A 15,555-nucleotide genomic window follows, 5' to 3' on the forward strand; every position below is an offset into this window, starting at 1 on the left:
TCCGAGACTGGGTCAGCCGCAGTGGCTGCCCAAGCCAAACAGCCGCTGCGCATTACGCCGGGCGAGCTCGGCCACGCGGCCGGGCGCCTGTCGACGCAGATGGGCAACATGGTCCAGCGTTTCGATCAGCCGCGCGGGCTCATTGCGCTGGCCTTGATAGCCGGACAGCGGCATATCGGGGCTGTCGGTCTCCAGTACGAACGCTTCGTCTGGCAATGACCGGACCACTCGGTGCAGCCGCTGCGCACGGGAGTATGTGAGCGCGCCCCCCAGGCCTAGCGTGTAGCCGAGATCGACGAAGCGCCTGGCCTGCTGCTCGCTTCCGCCGAAGGCATGGATCAATCCGCGAGCCGGCAGGTCGAGCTGCCGCAGGCGTTTGGCGACCTGGTCATCGGCATGGACGCAGTGGATGACCACCGGCAGACGGGCCCGTCTGGCTAGCTGCAACTGGGCTTCGAACAGCGCCCACTGGCGTGTCAGCGTCTGCTCGAAGCGAGCATCGATGCCGCACTCACCGATGCCGACGAGACCGGGCACCGTCTGGAGTTCGTGCTCCAGCGCCTGGATATCGTCGTCACCGTGAGCGTCGATGAAATAAGGATGCAGGCCGAGCGACACGACGACATCGGCGCGCCCCGCAAGGGCCTTGACGCCGGCCCAGCGGGCGCGCGTCGTGCCCGGCACCATGAAACGCGAGACACCGGCGGCGCGCGCCCGAGCGAAGACCGCGTCCCGGTCGGCGTCGAAGACGTCGAAATCCAGATGGCAGTGGGCATCGAACAGCGCCGGAGCCCCTCCCGAGGCAGTGGACGCGGACATATAGCAACGCTATCCGTTCAAGCGGATGCCGGCTCTTCCCCTGGCGGGAGATCCGCCGTGCAGTGGCCACACTTGGTCGCCTTGATGGGAATGGTCATGAAGCAGTGAGGGCACGCCTTGTCGGTGGGTGCCTTGGGCGCGACGGCTTCCTCGCGCTTCATGCGGTTGATGCTGCGAACCAACAGGAATACGACAAAGGCAACGATGATGAAGCTGATCACCGCGTTCAGGAACAGCCCGTAGTCCAGCGTGACCGCACCGGCCTGCTGCGCCGCCGTCAGCGAAGCGTAGGGCCCGGGCTCCCCGCCCTCCTTCAGCACGACGAAGAAGTTGGAAAAATCGACTCCGCCGATCAGCAGGCCGAGGATCGGGTTCATGATGTTCTTGACCAGACTCTGCACGATCAGCGTGAAGGCACCGCCGATGATGATACCGACCGCCATATCGACCACGTTGCCCTTGACGGCAAATTCGCGGAACTCCTTCAGAAATTTAGAAGCCATTGGCGGTTTCTCCTTTTTTACATCGATCAGCTCGGATCGACCTTTTCAGTTCGACTTGTTCAGCTCGACGGGGGTTCACGGACCGGGACCGGATCGTGTTTCCGTTGCAACATTCGGTTTGATGAGACGCTGATGATGGATCGAGCCTGAGCATGGCCGGCTCCAATCCATCCTGAGTGAGCATGGTGCAAGCGGCCGAAACCGGCAAGCTGGAAAACGCCCCCTACCGCCAGCTCGCGTCGCCGGCGAGCCACCCTGATCAAACCCGATGGCCTCAGTGTTCACGGGTAGCGCGGAACTCGATCTCCGGCCATCGTTCCTGAGTCATCTGCAGATTGACCCGTGTCGGCGCCAGGTAGGTCAGGTAGTCGCCACCATCCAGCGCCAGGTTGGTGCTCGCCTTGCGCTTGAACTCGTCGAGCTTCTTGGCGTCCTGGCAATAGATCCAGCGTGCCGTGTTGACGTTGACCGCCTCGTAGATACAGTCGACCTTGTACTCCTCCTTGAGGCGATGGGCGACGACATCGAACTGCAGCGTGCCCACTGCGCCAACGATCAGATCGTTGTTGTCCAGCGGCATGAACACCTGGGTCGCGCCCTCTTCCGACAGCTGCTGAAGCCCCTTCTGCAGCGCCTTCATCTTCAGCGGATCCCGCAGTCGCACACGGCGGAAAAGCTCGGGCGCGAAGTGCGGAATACCGACGAAACGCATCTCCTCACCGGCGCTGAAGGTATCGCCGATCTGGATGGTTCCGTGATTGTGCAGACCGATGATGTCGCCCGGCCAGGCTTCCTCAACGTGAGCACGGTCCGAGGCCATGAACGTCAGCGCGTCGGCAATCTTGACGTCCTTGCCGATTCGCACGTGGCGCATCTTCATGTTGCGCTCGTACTTGCCGGAACAGATGCGCAGGAATGCCACGCGGTCGCGATGCTTCGGGTCCATGTTGGCCTGGATCTTGAAAACGAAGCCGGTGAAACGGCCATCATCGGCGATCACCTCCCGCGCATCGGTCTCCCGGGGCTGGGGGGCGGGGGCGAATTCCACGAAGCCGTCGAGCATCTCCCGCACGCCGAAGTTCCCCATGGCGGTGCCGAAGTAGACCGGCGTCAGCTCGCCGCGCCGATAGGCCTCGAGATCGAATTCATGGGAGGCACCACGAACGAGCTCGATCTCCATGCGCAGCTCTTCTGCGGCGCTCTCGCCCAGTAGCGCATCGACTTCGGGACTGTCGAGCCCCTCGATGCGCTTGTCGTCCGGAATCCGGTTCCCTTGCCCCTGCTTGTAGAGGTGAATGACGTCGTTGTAGAGGTGATAGACCCCCTTGAACGCACGCCCCATGCCGATCGGCCAGGTCATCGGCGCACACTGGATGTTCAGCACCGTCTCGATCTCGTCCATGACCTCGATCGGGTCGCGAGTCTCGCGGTCCATCTTGTTGATGAACGTGAGAATCGGGGTCGTGCGAAGGCGGCAGACCTCCATCAGCTTGACCGTCCGGTCCTCGACGCCCTTGGCGCCGTCGATGACCATCAGCGCGGAGTCCACCGCCGTCAGCGTGCGATAGGTATCCTCGGAAAAATCTTCGTGGCCGGGCGTATCGAGCAGGTTGACGATACGATCGTTATAGGGGAACTGCATCACCGAGGTCGTCACGGAGATGCCGCGCTCCTGCTCCATCTTCATCCAGTCCGAAGTCGCGTGGCGCTCGGCGCGCTTGCTCTTGACCGAGCCGGCGAGCTGGATGGCGTTGCCGAACAGCAGCATCTTCTCGGTAATGGTGGTCTTGCCGGCATCCGGGTGGCTGATGATGGCGAACGTGCGGCGCAGCGCCGCCTCCTGGGCGATCTGAGTCTCTGACATCGACGGATTCACTACTTGATGGGTTGTCAGCTCGCGAAGGCGAGCGTGAACCGCGAGACGCGGCAATGGCGGCGATTGTACGCGCTGCATTCACCGAGGTGTAGCAGTCGGCAGGCAACGCCTATCGAGTCCGGCACCACGAAGCGCCAAACAGCGCCTCTTTCGACCCTCAGCTCGCGTTGATGTCCACGGTCATCCAGTGTCAGTGTGTCGCGACAGGCGTTCCTCACGACACTTGGTCGCACGGCGCGTCAAGAATGCACATTCACGAGACCAGGATTAGACATGATGACAGTGACCCCGAGCGATTTGCCGGATACCGGCGAGGCCGACGTTCTCGGCTTCGACTGTGACGAGCGCCCGCTCAAGGCGGGAGACTCCATCGAGCGGGTCGATGCCCGGCAAACCGGAGAACAGAGCGGTCCGGCAACCATCCTGGGGCTGTCGGAGCGCAATACCCTCGGCGATGCCGTCCAGACGCTCGCACTGAGCGATGGCGGCGTCGCTTATGATCTCCATTGTCGGAAACTGGCGGGGCCAGCGACGAAGCACTGAGCGCAAACGCGGCACGCTCCCGCTCTCGCGATAAACGAGCCTGGGATACCTTGGCCTTGGGATAATCGCGCCCTGCGACAATTGGGCGCTGTCACGACCACACTCGAGATCGACAATCCTCTCACGCGGCAACGTTGGCTGCGCTACCATAGCGCTATTCCTGCCGCACCGGAGAGATCATGCTGCAACCGCTTCCACTCTCGACGCCGAACCGCAATCTGGTTCGCCTGACGATCGTGCGCGGTATCACCTGGACCGGCTTTCTCGCCGCGATCATCTTCGGTATCGAGGTGCTGCAGTTCCAGCTTCACGTGCTGCCGGTCATTTCCATCATTGTCGCGATGGGGCTTTTCAACATCGCTACCTGGTGGCGTCTCGGCCGCCCCCGCGCGGTCACGGATACGGAATATCTGCTGCACTGGCTGATCGACATTGCCGGGCTCAGCCTGCTCTTCTACTACACGGGCGGCTCGACCAACCCGTTCATCACCTATCTGCTGGTTCCCCTGGCGATCGCCGCATCTACCCTGCCCTGGTCCTACGCGTGGATCATCGCCTTTGCTGCCACGGCCAGCTACACCTTCATGATGATCTTCTACGAGCCGGTACCGCAGCTCACCAACAGCACTATCATTCAGGGCGTCCAGCTTCATACGCTCGGCATGTGGCTGAATTTTATCCTCTCCGGTGGCTTGCTGACCTATTTCATCTTCAAGATGGCGCAGACGCTGCGCCGCCGTGACATGACCCTTTCCCGCACGCGGGAGGCGGCGCTTCGCAACGAGCAGATTCTCGCCGTGGCCACCCAGGCGGCCGGCACCGCCCACGAGCTCGGCACGCCGCTGTCGACGATGGCGGTGCTGCTCAAGGAGATGCGCAACGAAGCCCAGGATCAGCCAGCGCTCCAGGAAGATATCGATCTGCTGCGCCAGCAGGTCGATACCTGCAAACAGCGCCTGCAGGCACTGGTCGCCAGCGCTGACCGTCGCCGACTCGAGAAACCGGAGACGCTGCGCGCGATTCCCTGGCTGGAATCGCTGATCCAGCGCTGGCTGGTGCTGCGCCCCGATGTGCAGCACCGCCTGGAGATCCAGGACAAACGCGGCCAACCCTGGATCGCCGTCGATACCACTCTTGAGCAGGCCATGATCAATCTGCTCAACAACGCCGCCGATGCCAGCCCGGAGTCGATCGTCACGCGTCTCGACTGGGACGCCGAGGAGATCGTCATCGACATTCAGGATCACGGCCCCGGCATACCGATGTCGATTGCCGATCAGCTCGGCGACACCTTTATTTCGACCAAGAGCAAAGGCATGGGAATCGGCCTCTTCCTGACCCATGCCACGGTCAATCGTTTCGGTGGCGGCGTGAGCCTTTACAATCACGAGGAAGGCGGCACCCTGACGGAAGTCAAACTGCCGCGCGTCCCGGCAGGCGAAAGCGTCTGAGGACGCCCCATCTACTGTACTGAGGATTCGCTGATGAGTGACCAGGAGCGTTTACTGATCGTCGACGACGACGAGCAATTCTGTTTCGTCATGGAGCGAGCCATGCGCCGTCGCGGCTATGAAGTGCTGGTCGCGCACACCCAGGAGGACGCACTGGCCATCGCTCGAGAGACGCCGCCGGATCTCGCCACGCTCGATCTCAAGCTCGAGTCCGATTCAGGCCTCAAGGCGCTGCCGGCGCTGCTCGACATCGTGCCGGATTGTCGCGTGGTCGTGCTCACCGGTTATTCGAGCATCGCCACTGCCGTCGAAGCCATCAAGCTCGGTGCCGTCAACTATCTGTGCAAACCCGCCGATGCCGACGAGATTCTCAGTTCTCTCGAGCGTGACAGCGGTGATGTCGATGTCGAGATCGCCGACAATCCGCCGTCGGTCAATCGCGTCACCTGGGAGCACATTCAGAAAGTGCTGCAGGAGCATGACGGCAACATCTCGGCCACTGCCCGTGCGCTGGGAATGCATCGGCGCACGCTGCAGCGCAAGCTTCAGAAACGCCCCGTCCGACGCTGAGGTTCCTCGCCGCGAGCGGGCCGTCTGACTCACGCAAGCCCCATACCCTTCAACGGCACCCGCCATGACACCGGTGTCAAACCGACAGATTCCGCCAAAGGAGTTCGATGTGGAGCGCCGACAGCGACTCGAACAGATGATCCAGATCGCCCGCGAGGCAGGCGACATGATCCGCCAGGCGCGAGAGGCGCAGGACTTCTCGCACCAATACAAAGGTGGCGACGAGCTCGTGACCGAAGTGGATGTGGCGGTCGACCGCCATATCGCAGCCGCGATCGATCACCACTTTCCGGGCGAAGCGAAGCTGACCGAAGAGCTGGCGCCAGACCGCAGCCAGCTCACGGAGAAGGGGCCGCTCTGGATCGTCGACCCCATCGATGGCACGGTCAACTTCGCCTACGGCCATGCGCACGTTGCCGTATCCATCGCTTGGGCCATCGAGGGCGAAGTGCAGATCGGCATCGTCTACGCGCCGTTCCTCGACGAATTATTCACGGCCGTTCGCGGTGAAGGTGCCGAGCTCAACGGCCAGTCGATCACCTGCAGCACTGCCGACAGCCTCGAACGCAGCCTGGTCGCGACTGGCTTTCCCTACGCCCGCGACAAGCGCGCACCGCTGATCCGACGTCTCAATCACGTCGTCCATCACTGCCGTGACATCCGCCGCAACGGCTCTGCCGCGCTGGATCTCTGTCACGTCGGCTGCGGCCGCCTGGATGCCTATTACGAAAGCGTCTCGCCATGGGATTTCGCTGCCGGCCTGCTGATTGCCCGCGAAGCCGGCGCCCGCACTGGCCATCTGTATGCCTGCCCCGACGGAATTCCCGAAGAGCTGTATGGCGAGAATCTCCTGGTCGCCGCGCCGGCTATCCATCAGGCGCTCGGCGATGTCGTTCGAGCTGCCGATGCCGGCAAACGCCTGGAGCTCGACTGACCAGCCTCGCACGACGCAGACGCGCTGCCGGCATCGACGGCGGCTCGCGCTATAGCAGAGTGCAATGGCCGGCGTAGAGAGACTCTATTGGTCGGCCCGGGGTTTAATACGAAAGAATAACCCCAACCTGATTATCCACCGTACCGTTCAACCCATTCGCTTCCCGAAGGAGATTCATCGATGCTGACCGTCATTTTCGGCCGCCCTGGCTGCCCGTTCTGCGTCCGCGCCAAGGAGCTCTCGGAGAAACTCAAGGAGGCGCGAGACGATTTCGACTTCCGCTATATCGATATCCATGAAGAAGGCATTACCAAGGCCGACATGGAAAAAACCATTGGCAAGCCGGTCGAGACCGTACCGCAGATCTTCGTCGACCAGACTCACATCGGCGGCTTTACCGAGTTTGATCAGTACGTGCGCGATCAGGCACTGATGCCCGAGAGTGCCTGATCTCTTTCGATGGATGGAAAAAGCCGGCGATCGCCGGCTTTTTCATGGATGACCATTTCTTGCATTCACCCAGTCCGGGTTCCTCGAATCCGGGGGTGTCGAACCCTGGTCATCAGTCCTCGGTGATCGATCTTCCGTCGTCATGGCCGCGCTGTTGATGATGCCGAGGGTCGAGACCTAACTGACGGCACCGCTGGCATCTTCAGCCTCCCAGTCGTAATCCGTCTCCAGATTCAGTTCGAACTGTACCGGCCCATGGTGCGGATCGAGCTCGTTGATGTAATAGGTGGATTCGACCATCGGCACCAGGGGGATATAAGGCTCCTGCTCTTCCGGCGCCTTGACCGGTGCCTGGCGCGTGAGTCGATAGGCAATGAATAGCGCCAGCGCCAGTGCCGCGCCGCCGAGAAAAAGCCATAGACCGTCCGGCCCCAGCTGCTCCATCAACAGAGAGGCGCTGAAAGGCCCGACGACCGACCCGACCCCGTAGCACATCAGAATCTTGGCGTTCGCCTGGATGGTCTCTTCCGGCTCGAGCCAGTCGTGTGTATGCGCAAGGCTGAGCGAGTAAAGCGTGTGCAGCATGGCGGTGTGGAAGCTTGCGACGAACACCAGCATCCAGTAGCTCGAGCGCGCCGCGACAACGATCAAGGCGCCCGAGATCGTCATCACGACCGCCATGCACAGGATCACCTTGCGGCGGTCGAAACGATCCGAGACCCGGCCCAGCGTCCACTGCGCGATGAGCGCGACGAGGGTGGTGATCGACATGAACTGGGCGGTCTGCGCGGTGCTCAGGCCGATCTCCTGCCCGTAGTATGGCGTCATGGCGAAGAATGCCTGGACCATCAGCCCGGCCACGAAAGCACCGACCAGCCCGACCGGCGCGCGCGAGAACAGCGTCTTCAGCGAAACCTTGGCCGACACGTCATGGCTGCTGCGCTGCGGCCCATGGATACGATGTATCGACAGCGGCACCAGCGAGAGCGCGAACAGGATGCCGGCGATCGAGAACAGCACGAAAGTACCCGGATCGGCCATGTTCAGCATCCACTGCCCGCCCGCCAGCGACAGCGTCGAAATGATCAGATACCAGCCGAGCACACGCCCACGGTTCTCGTTGGTCGACTCCCCGGACACCCAAGACTCCATCACCATCAGCAGCCCGGCGGTGGCGGCACCGCCGAAGAGTCGCCAGACGAGCCAGGCCCAGGGGTCGACCCAAAGACCGTGCAGGATTGCCGTGACCGCCAGCAGCGCCGCGCAGGCAGAGAAGACACGAATATGCCCCACGCTGCGGATACGCTTCTCCAGCCAGTAACTACCTGCCACGAATCCCAGCGAGAAACTCGACATCAGCAGACCGGCCATCTGCGACGGAAACGCCTCGAGCGACATGCGCACGCCAAGCAGCGTCATGATCAGCCCGTGGCCGAGGAGAAAACTGATCTCACACAGAAAAAGAATCGGCAAGGTAGCGGGCAGTGAACGCAAACAGGTCCTCCGGAGCGCCAAAGAGTGGATAAGCAGGTAGGCCGCGTCAGATACGGGCCAAAAGCGCGCGCAGTCTAACAAGTCACGGAGACTATTTCTGAAAAACGGCAAAAAATCGGGGAGACCGCACGGACATCAATTATTCACATCTTCTGTGGATAACGCTGTGCATTTCCGGTGATGGTCAGCAGTCGTGGCCGACATTTCCGCTACCGGCTTTAGATTGGTCAGTTTTTCGACAACGACTTTTCTCATGCCTTACGAGGCCGTCATGCGTCGCGGCAGGTCGGTACCTCGGTATTGACAATCCTTCCGATCGCCCTCGCGCTGTGCACCTTGCGCACAATCCAGTAACATCGACTCAAGTCATTGATGGAGAATGGCATGTCAGCCCTCAAAGGGGCGGTCAGCGTCCTGCTGCTGGTTGCCAATACCCTATTCTGGGGCGTCCCGTTGATCGCCCTCACCGTCATCAAGCTATTGACGCCGACTCGTCGCTGGCGCCTCCGGGTTCTCGCCGGGCTGCACGCCGTCGCGCTGGCGTGGATCCGCACCAATAATCTCTGGATCCGTCACTGGATTCGTCCACAGGTTCGCAGCGACCTGCCACCGTCGCTCTCTCCACGCCAGTGGTGGCTGGTACTGGCCAACCATCAGAGCTGGACAGACATCCTGGTCATGCTCTACGTGCTGACCGGCCGTCTGGCCATGCCGAAGTTCTTTCTCAAACGCGAGCTGATCTTCGTGCCCATCGTCGGGCTTGCCTGGTGGGCGCTGGAGTTCCCGTTCATGCGCCGCTATCGACGCGAACAGCTTGCGCGCAATCCCGCCCTGGCAGCAAAGGACCGCCGCGCTACCGAGCGGATGTGCGCGCACGCCCGAGAGATGCCGATGACGATCTACAACTTCGTCGAGGGCACCCGCTTCAGCGAAGCCAAGCGGCAACAACAGCAGAGCCCCTATCGTCATCTGCTACGGCCCAAGGCCGGGGGCATCGCGCAGGTCATCGGTTTGCTCGGTCCGGGTCTGGACGGCATCCTCGACATCACGCTCCACTATCGTCAGGAAAAGCCGAGCTTCTGGCATTTCCTCTGCGGCAAGGAGTCGGATATCGCCGTCATCGCCAGACCGTTCGATATCCCTGAATGGATGCTGGAGGGCCGCCATGACGAGGCTCAATACAAGGAACGTTTCTATACATGGTTGAATGGACTATGGCAGGCAAAAGACGCCTCGCTCTCCTCTTATTGCTGGGATTCGCACTTTTCCTGACTGGCTGCGCCAGTAGCGGCATCAGTGGCCGGTCGAGCGACGGCTGGATTACGGTCCAGCGCGGTGACACCTTGGGCGAGATCGCCAGTCAGGCGGATATTCCGCTACTCAGGCTGCAGCGTTTCAACCCGGGCGTAGACTCTCGCCGGCTTGCCGTCGGTCAGCGCCTGCTGCTGCCGACCACACAAGAGCGCGCGCCCGGCGGCGGCCCCTACCGCTATCAGATTCGCCGCGGCGACACGCTCTACTCCATTGCGCGCTACTTCGGGACCAGCCCGACAGGCGTCGTCTCCGCCAATGCCGGCCTCGACCCCTCCGATCTGGCGATCGGCCAGCTGATCCAGGTACCGATGGGCAGCGGCGGCAGCGGCAGCCGGACCGCCTCCAGTTCGGCGCCTGCAGCGAGTCGCGAGCTACCCGACCCCGGCCCGCTGCCTAGCTCGGCCAGTCACTGGCGCTGGCCGCTCGACAATTACAGCGTGGCTCGGCGCTTCGGCAAGGACGCCAACGGCACGCTGCAACCGATGCTGCTCGCCACCCAGTCACCGGCGACGGCCAAGGCAGCGTCGGCCGGCACCGTCCGCTTTGCCAATGGCATGCGCCAGCTCGGTCACGTGGTGATCATTCACCACGCCGACAACATGCAGAGCGTTTACGCATTTTGCGGCCAATTGCTGGTCTCCGAGGGAGACAGCGTCGCAGAAGGGGCGCCAGTCTGTCAGATCAGTCATGCCGACAATACCAACCGGTATCATCTGCTGTTCGACCTTCGTCATGGAGGCAAGCCTGTCGATCCCGCCCGCGTGCTACGCTAATGCCGTGTCATCGATCCGTCATGGAAACGACATTTTCGCGTCACGGCTCCGGTTCACTCTCGGCGCCAGGATCACAAGCATCGACCGACGGACCCGTTGGCAAGATCGGGCGATGCGGATGGGAGTACAACGATGCGGATAGCACTGGTCAGCGAAACCTGGGCACCGGAGGTCAACGGCGTCGCCCATACCCTGCACCACCTTGCCAGTCATCTTGTCGCCAAGGGCGTGACACTGCAGTTGATCAGGCCCCGACCACGCGGCGGCGAGCGAGAAACGCTGGTCGAGCGCGATGTTCATGTTCGCAGCCTTGCGCTTCCCATCTACGCCGATGTTCATGTCGGCGTCCCCTGTCGCCGCCGGCTGCGGTCACTGTGGGAACGCGAGCGTCCCGACGCCATCTATATCGCCACGGAAGGCCCGCTGGGCTGGTCGGCACTCAACGCCGCGCGGCAGATGGCCCTCCCCGTCGTCAGTGGATTTCACACCAACTTCGATCAGTACGCGCACAACTATCACCTCGCCTGGAGCATTCCGATGGCGCGCGCGGGTCTGCGCCTTTTCCATAATCGGTGTGACGCCACGCTCGTGCCCACCGCCACCCAACGCGATGCGCTGGCAGCCCAAGGGTACGACAACGTGGCCGTACTGGCCCGAGGCGTCGATGCCGAGCGTTACACGCCAGCGCGCCGCGACAAGGCGCTGCGTGCCCGCTGGGGCGCTGGCGAGCATCAGCCGGTGGCGCTCTATGCCGGTCGCCTCGCCGCCGAGAAAAACATCGAACTGCTGGCAGAGACCATGGCCGCCATGCAGCGCGCCAATCCGGCGCTGATTCAAGTCATGGTCGGTGATGGACCGGCAAGAAAACGGCTGCAACAGCGCCTGCCGGACGCCGTCTTTACGGGTTTTCTGACCGGCGAAGCGTTGGCGCGACATTACGCCAGCGCGGACCTGTTCATCTTTCCGTCGCTGTCGGAAACCTTCGGCAATGTGGTGCCTGAAGCCATGGCCAGCGGTCTGGCCGTCGTCGCTTTCGAGCACGCCGCCGCCAAGGAGCTGATCACTGACGGTCTCGATGGGCGCCTCGTCGCACTCGACCAAAGCGAAGGGTTCGTGCAGACGGCAAGCGATCTTTGCCGTCATCCGGCGCAGATCGCTCGTCTGGGGCGTCAGGCGCGTACGCGCGCTGCCAGCCTGCGCTGGGATCGCATCGGAGACCAGTTCCTCGCCCACCTGATCCGCGTCCAGAGCCTATCCCATGCAGCCACGCACACCACGTCTCACGTTTGAACGCCTCGATCGGCTCGAAAGCCGGTTGAGCCACAGACTCGCTTCGGCAGCTCATCATCTTCCTACGCAACGACTCTTCCGCTGCGTCAGCCGCCTCGGCGACTGGCCAGCCTGGGTTGGCCTTTCGCTGCTGCAGCCGCTGTTTCACGGCGCGCGCGGCTGGCTGATCGCCATCGTCTGGGGGCTCACCGCCAGCGTCGCGGCGATACTCTATCGCTTGCTCAAGACGCGGCTCTGCCGCGAGCGCCCGTACATCACCTTTTCGACGATCCGCTGCAGCATGCCGCCCGTCGATCGTTACAGCTTTCCTAGCGGGCACACCCTGCACGCGGTGATGTTCACGCTACTGACAGCAGCGATGACTCCGGTGCTGTTGATCATCGTCTTCCCGCTGGCTTGCCTGATAGCAGCCTCCCGAGTGATTCTGGGACTCCACTACTTGAGCGATGTCGTGGTCGGGGCGCTGATCGGTGCACTGCTTGCCTGGACAAGCCTGGCACTGACGGCTTTCATCTGATGGCGGCCACGATAAAGCGTTGGACATGAGGACGCCGTAACGAATGAGTCAGCAAGGACCGGCAGATAAGGCCAGGCGCGCTACGATCCCGGCGGAAAGCGCTACGCCGTGGCAGGTCATCCACCCCGCGCCCCTGTTGGCGCTGCAGCCCGACTTCCTCACCGCTGCCGAGGCGGACAGCGTCCTGCATCGTCTCGATCAGGAGATCGACTGGCACTCGCCGACGATCCAGATCTACGGTCGTCAGCACAAGATTCCTCGCGCTCAGTGCTGGATGGGGGATGACGGCCTGGCCTACCGCTATTCAGGCCACTCGATGTACGCCACGCCATGGCACCCCGGCGTCGAGGCATTGCGCGACCGGGTCATTCACGCGCTCGATCATGCCAACCTGCCGTTCAGCCGGTTCAACAGCGTATTGCTGAATCGTTATCGCGGCGGCGAAGAGCGGATGGGCTGGCACAGCGACGACGAAGTCGAGCTCGGTCATGCTCCGATCGTCGCCGCCCTGTCGCTCGGCAGCGAAAGACCCTTGAGGTTTCGAGACCGGCAACGACAGGCATTCAACGTCTGGTTACCGCATGGCAGTCTGCTGTTGATGGGCCCCGGCGCTCAATCCTGCTGGCAGCACGCGCTGGCGCCGCGCAAGATCGCCGGGACTCGGATTAGCCTGACGTTTCGCCGTATCGTCTCTGACGCCGCCTGACAGCCTGAAGCGCCGGACGGCGCCCGAGTTCGGCAGCTGCTGGCGCCACTTCCCTATTAACGGTCAAAGAAGTGTTTTTACTTCAGCGAGCGGTCACAAGATAACGGTATAAATTAACGCCCGTCTCGCCCGAGTCATGAGCCTCGTTAGCCGCGGTAGTAGCGCGCCTCGACGAACGGCATCGCACTGACCGTCATCGGTAGTTTCTTGCCACGAACGTCGGCGTAGAGCGTCGTACCCTTTTCGGCATGCTCGACCGATACGTATGCCATGGCGATCGGCGCGCCGAGGCTGGGGCCGAAACTGCCGGAGGTCACCACGCCAATCTCGCGATCATCCGCGCCGAACAGTCTGGCGCCCTCGCGGACCGGTGCGCGCCCCTCGCTTATCAGCCCGACCCGGCGACGACGATGGTCCTTGGCCTGCATTTGATGCAGGACAATGTCGGCGCCCGGAAATCCCGCTTCTCGCTCGCCACCGAGACGGCGTGATTTGCCCACTGCCCAGGAGAGACTGGCTTCGACCGGTGTCGTCGTCTCGTCGAGATCGTGGCCATACAGGCAAAGCCCCGCCTCCAACCGCAACGAGTCGCGAGCACCGAGACCGATCGGCTCGACCTCGGGCTGATCGAGAAACCAGCGCGCCAGGCGTTCGGTGTCCGCCGCGGGAACGGATATCTCGAAACCATCTTCGCCGGTGTAGCCACTGCGGCTGACCCAGATCTCCCCATCGAGCGCGTCGAAACGGGCATGCTGCATGAACCGAAGTTCGCAGGCTGCCGGGCAGAGCCGCCGCATGACCTCACTCGCCTGGGGCCCTTGCAGCGCGAGCAGCCCCCGATCGAGAATCTCGACCTCATGCTCGAACCCTAACCCGGTGCGCATCAGCGCGACATCCTGATCCTTGCAAGCGGCATTGACGACGACATAAAGCGAGTCGCCGTGGTTGACGATCATCAGATCGTCGAGAATACCGCCCTCGCTATTGGTGAAAAGCGCATAGCGTTGCCCCCCTTCCGGCAGGCCGACGACATCGGCCGTTACCAGGGTCTCCATCGCGGCGGCTGGCGAGGGCCCGGTCACTCTCACCTGGCCCATGTGAGAGACATCGAAAAGTCCGCAGGCTTGCCGCGTGTGTTCGTGCTCTTTCTTGACACCGAGTGGATACTGCACCGGCATGCTGTAACCAGCGAAAGGCACCATCTTGCCGCCAAGAGAGTGATGAAGCGCGAACAGCGGGGTCTGATAGAGCTCGGACATGGTGGGTCTCCGGGTCGATGGTTGATTTGAAAATTACGCGCCTCTGCCGTCGCCTTCCAGCGCTTCACCTGGCAAGACCGCGCTGCCGGCCAAATGATCTCGCATCAGTTTGAATACTCCCGGCGAGAGCAGCGCCAGCGTGATCAGGTCGGGGGTCGTCATCATCGCATTGAAGGTATCCGCTACCCGCCCGATGAAGTCCAGCGAACGCCACCTTAGCCCACGGTCACCGTGTTTCCAATAGGAACTAGTTTCCGATAAGAAACTCGTTTCCAGATACGCAGTCCCTCGCCACCAAGACCCTCGCGGTGATTGGCGGTGATGCTCGTCCAAGCCGTCAGAACGGCCATGTCCACTGCCGAGTACCGCTACCCATCGCTCGCGGAGCCCTTAATCGCAACGAGATTGGCCTGGACACTGGACGCCCGCAAGATATCGGATCAACCTAGAAGCGGTGAACGCACGCTACGCGAACCTGACTCGCGTCAGCTATGCCAATCAGCGACGCATTCGTGCATAATGCGCACCAAAATCCCCATACAGAAACCCGTTTCGTATAGGAAACAGCATGAGCGACATCCCCAGCAATCTGCTCTACACCGATAGCCATGAATGGGTCCAGGATAATGGCGACGGTACGGTGACCGTCGGCATTACCGACCACGCCCAGGAAGCGCTTGGCGACGTCGTCTTCGTGGAACTGCCCGAAGCCGGACGCGAGCTGGACGCCGGCGACGAGTTCGGCGTGATCGAATCCGTCAAGGCGGCATCGGATCTCTATGCGCCTTTGGCGGGCGAGATCGTCGAAGTCAATGAGGCTCTGGAAGACAGTCCCGAAACCGTCAACGACTCGCCGTACGGTGATGGCTGGATTCTGAAGCTCCAGCTTGCCGATCAGGGTGACCTGGAATCGCTGATGTCGGCCGACGCCTACAAGGAGCTGGTTGCCGCGGAAACGTCGGACGACTGACACGACGCTCGTCGAATGATCGACTCGGCCGCCGGGCACGAAGCGCTCGGTGGCCCGCTCCCTTTTTTGCCAACCCCGCTGGATAC

At 62.2% G+C, this 15,555-nt stretch carries 16 protein-coding genes and 1 pseudogene; 11 read left to right on the plus strand and 6 right to left on the minus strand.

Annotated features, from left to right (window positions below; translation table 11 throughout):
- Window positions 1-12: 12 nt before the first annotated feature.
- From IE125_RS01970 to IE125_RS01980, 3 genes are all read right to left on the minus strand, one after another.
- Window positions 13-819, minus strand: a complete 807-nt coding sequence (locus IE125_RS01970; protein ID WP_189442899.1) for a TatD family hydrolase — start codon at window positions 817-819, stop codon at window positions 13-15.
- Window positions 820-836: 17 nt separating this feature from the next.
- The gene (gene mscL / locus IE125_RS01975; protein ID WP_189442900.1) at window positions 837-1,322 is read right to left on the minus strand and encodes a large conductance mechanosensitive channel protein MscL; all 486 of its coding nucleotides are present in this window, start codon (window positions 1,320-1,322) and stop codon (window positions 837-839) included.
- Between the two features lie 274 nt (window positions 1,323-1,596).
- Entirely contained in the window at window positions 1,597-3,186 is a 1,590-nt protein-coding gene (locus IE125_RS01980; RefSeq protein ID WP_189442901.1) for a peptide chain release factor 3, read from the minus strand.
- Window positions 3,187-3,471: 285 nt separating this feature from the next.
- Between IE125_RS01980 and IE125_RS01985 the strand changes: the two genes are divergently transcribed.
- The 5 genes from IE125_RS01985 to IE125_RS02005 all read left to right on the plus strand — a co-directional run bounded on the left by IE125_RS01985 (window position 3,472) and on the right by IE125_RS02005 (window position 7,146).
- Complete coding sequence (locus IE125_RS01985; protein WP_189442902.1) at window positions 3,472-3,741, plus strand: hypothetical protein; 270 nt, start codon at window positions 3,472-3,474, stop codon at window positions 3,739-3,741.
- Window positions 3,742-3,920: 179 nt separating this feature from the next.
- Window positions 3,921-5,192, plus strand: coding sequence for an ATP-binding protein (locus IE125_RS01990; protein ID WP_189442903.1), 1,272 nt, complete (start codon window positions 3,921-3,923; stop codon window positions 5,190-5,192).
- Between the two features lie 33 nt (window positions 5,193-5,225).
- Entirely contained in the window at window positions 5,226-5,762 is a 537-nt protein-coding gene (locus tag IE125_RS01995) for a response regulator transcription factor (RefSeq protein ID WP_373297350.1), read from the plus strand.
- 64 nt (window positions 5,763-5,826) lie between these two features.
- Complete coding sequence (locus tag IE125_RS02000; protein ID WP_189442904.1) at window positions 5,827-6,696, plus strand: inositol monophosphatase family protein; 870 nt, start codon at window positions 5,827-5,829, stop codon at window positions 6,694-6,696.
- A 180-nt stretch (window positions 6,697-6,876) separates the two neighbouring features.
- The gene (locus IE125_RS02005) at window positions 6,877-7,146 is read left to right on the plus strand and encodes a GrxA family glutaredoxin (RefSeq protein WP_189442905.1); all 270 of its coding nucleotides are present in this window, start codon (window positions 6,877-6,879) and stop codon (window positions 7,144-7,146) included.
- Window positions 7,147-7,323: 177 nt separating this feature from the next.
- Here the strand turns inward: IE125_RS02005 and IE125_RS02010 are convergent, their stop codons facing one another.
- A complete protein-coding gene (locus IE125_RS02010) occupies window positions 7,324-8,640 on the minus strand; it encodes an MFS transporter (protein WP_189442906.1) in 1,317 nt (438 codons plus the stop codon).
- Window positions 8,641-9,024: 384 nt separating this feature from the next.
- Here IE125_RS02010 and yihG point away from each other — a divergent pair, with 384 nt between their 5' ends.
- The 5 genes from yihG to IE125_RS02035 all read left to right on the plus strand — a co-directional run bounded on the left by yihG (window position 9,025) and on the right by IE125_RS02035 (window position 13,240).
- Window positions 9,025-9,912, plus strand: a complete 888-nt coding sequence (gene yihG / locus IE125_RS02015; protein ID WP_189442907.1) for a 1-acylglycerol-3-phosphate O-acyltransferase, YihG family — start codon at window positions 9,025-9,027, stop codon at window positions 9,910-9,912.
- The gene (locus IE125_RS02020; RefSeq protein WP_373297351.1) at window positions 9,855-10,727 is read left to right on the plus strand and encodes a LysM peptidoglycan-binding domain-containing protein; all 873 of its coding nucleotides are present in this window, start codon (window positions 9,855-9,857) and stop codon (window positions 10,725-10,727) included. The genes yihG and IE125_RS02020 overlap by 58 nt, the downstream gene beginning before the upstream one ends.
- Window positions 10,728-10,859: 132 nt before the next feature.
- The gene (locus IE125_RS02025; protein WP_189442909.1) at window positions 10,860-12,017 is read left to right on the plus strand and encodes a glycosyltransferase family 4 protein; all 1,158 of its coding nucleotides are present in this window, start codon (window positions 10,860-10,862) and stop codon (window positions 12,015-12,017) included.
- Window positions 12,018-12,042: 25 nt separating this feature from the next.
- On the plus strand, window positions 12,043-12,534 hold the full coding sequence (locus tag IE125_RS02030) for a phosphatase PAP2 family protein (RefSeq protein ID WP_308430109.1): 492 nt from the start codon (window positions 12,043-12,045) through the stop codon (window positions 12,532-12,534).
- Window positions 12,535-12,577: 43 nt separating this feature from the next.
- Window positions 12,578-13,240 carry an alpha-ketoglutarate-dependent dioxygenase AlkB family protein gene (locus tag IE125_RS02035; protein ID WP_189442911.1) on the plus strand — a complete coding sequence of 221 codons (663 nt, stop codon included), beginning with the start codon at window positions 12,578-12,580 and terminating at the stop codon, window positions 13,238-13,240.
- 146 nt (window positions 13,241-13,386) lie between these two features.
- Here IE125_RS02035 and gcvT read toward each other — a convergent pair whose 3' ends face one another.
- Complete coding sequence (gene gcvT / locus IE125_RS02040; protein WP_189442912.1) at window positions 13,387-14,499, minus strand: glycine cleavage system aminomethyltransferase GcvT; 1,113 nt, start codon at window positions 14,497-14,499, stop codon at window positions 13,387-13,389.
- Window positions 14,500-14,532: 33 nt separating this feature from the next.
- A pseudogene (locus IE125_RS19185) lies at window positions 14,533-14,703 on the minus strand (sodium:alanine symporter family protein); the annotation flags it as partial.
- A gap of 364 nt (window positions 14,704-15,067) precedes the next feature.
- Between IE125_RS19185 and gcvH the strand changes: the two are divergent.
- On the plus strand, window positions 15,068-15,469 hold the full coding sequence (gene gcvH / locus IE125_RS02045) for a glycine cleavage system protein GcvH (protein ID WP_189442913.1): 402 nt from the start codon (window positions 15,068-15,070) through the stop codon (window positions 15,467-15,469).
- Window positions 15,470-15,555 lie beyond the last annotated feature (86 nt).

The organism is Salinicola rhizosphaerae (genome assembly GCF_014652715.1).
Taxonomy (GTDB): Bacteria; Pseudomonadota; Gammaproteobacteria; order Pseudomonadales; family Halomonadaceae; genus Salinicola; species Salinicola rhizosphaerae.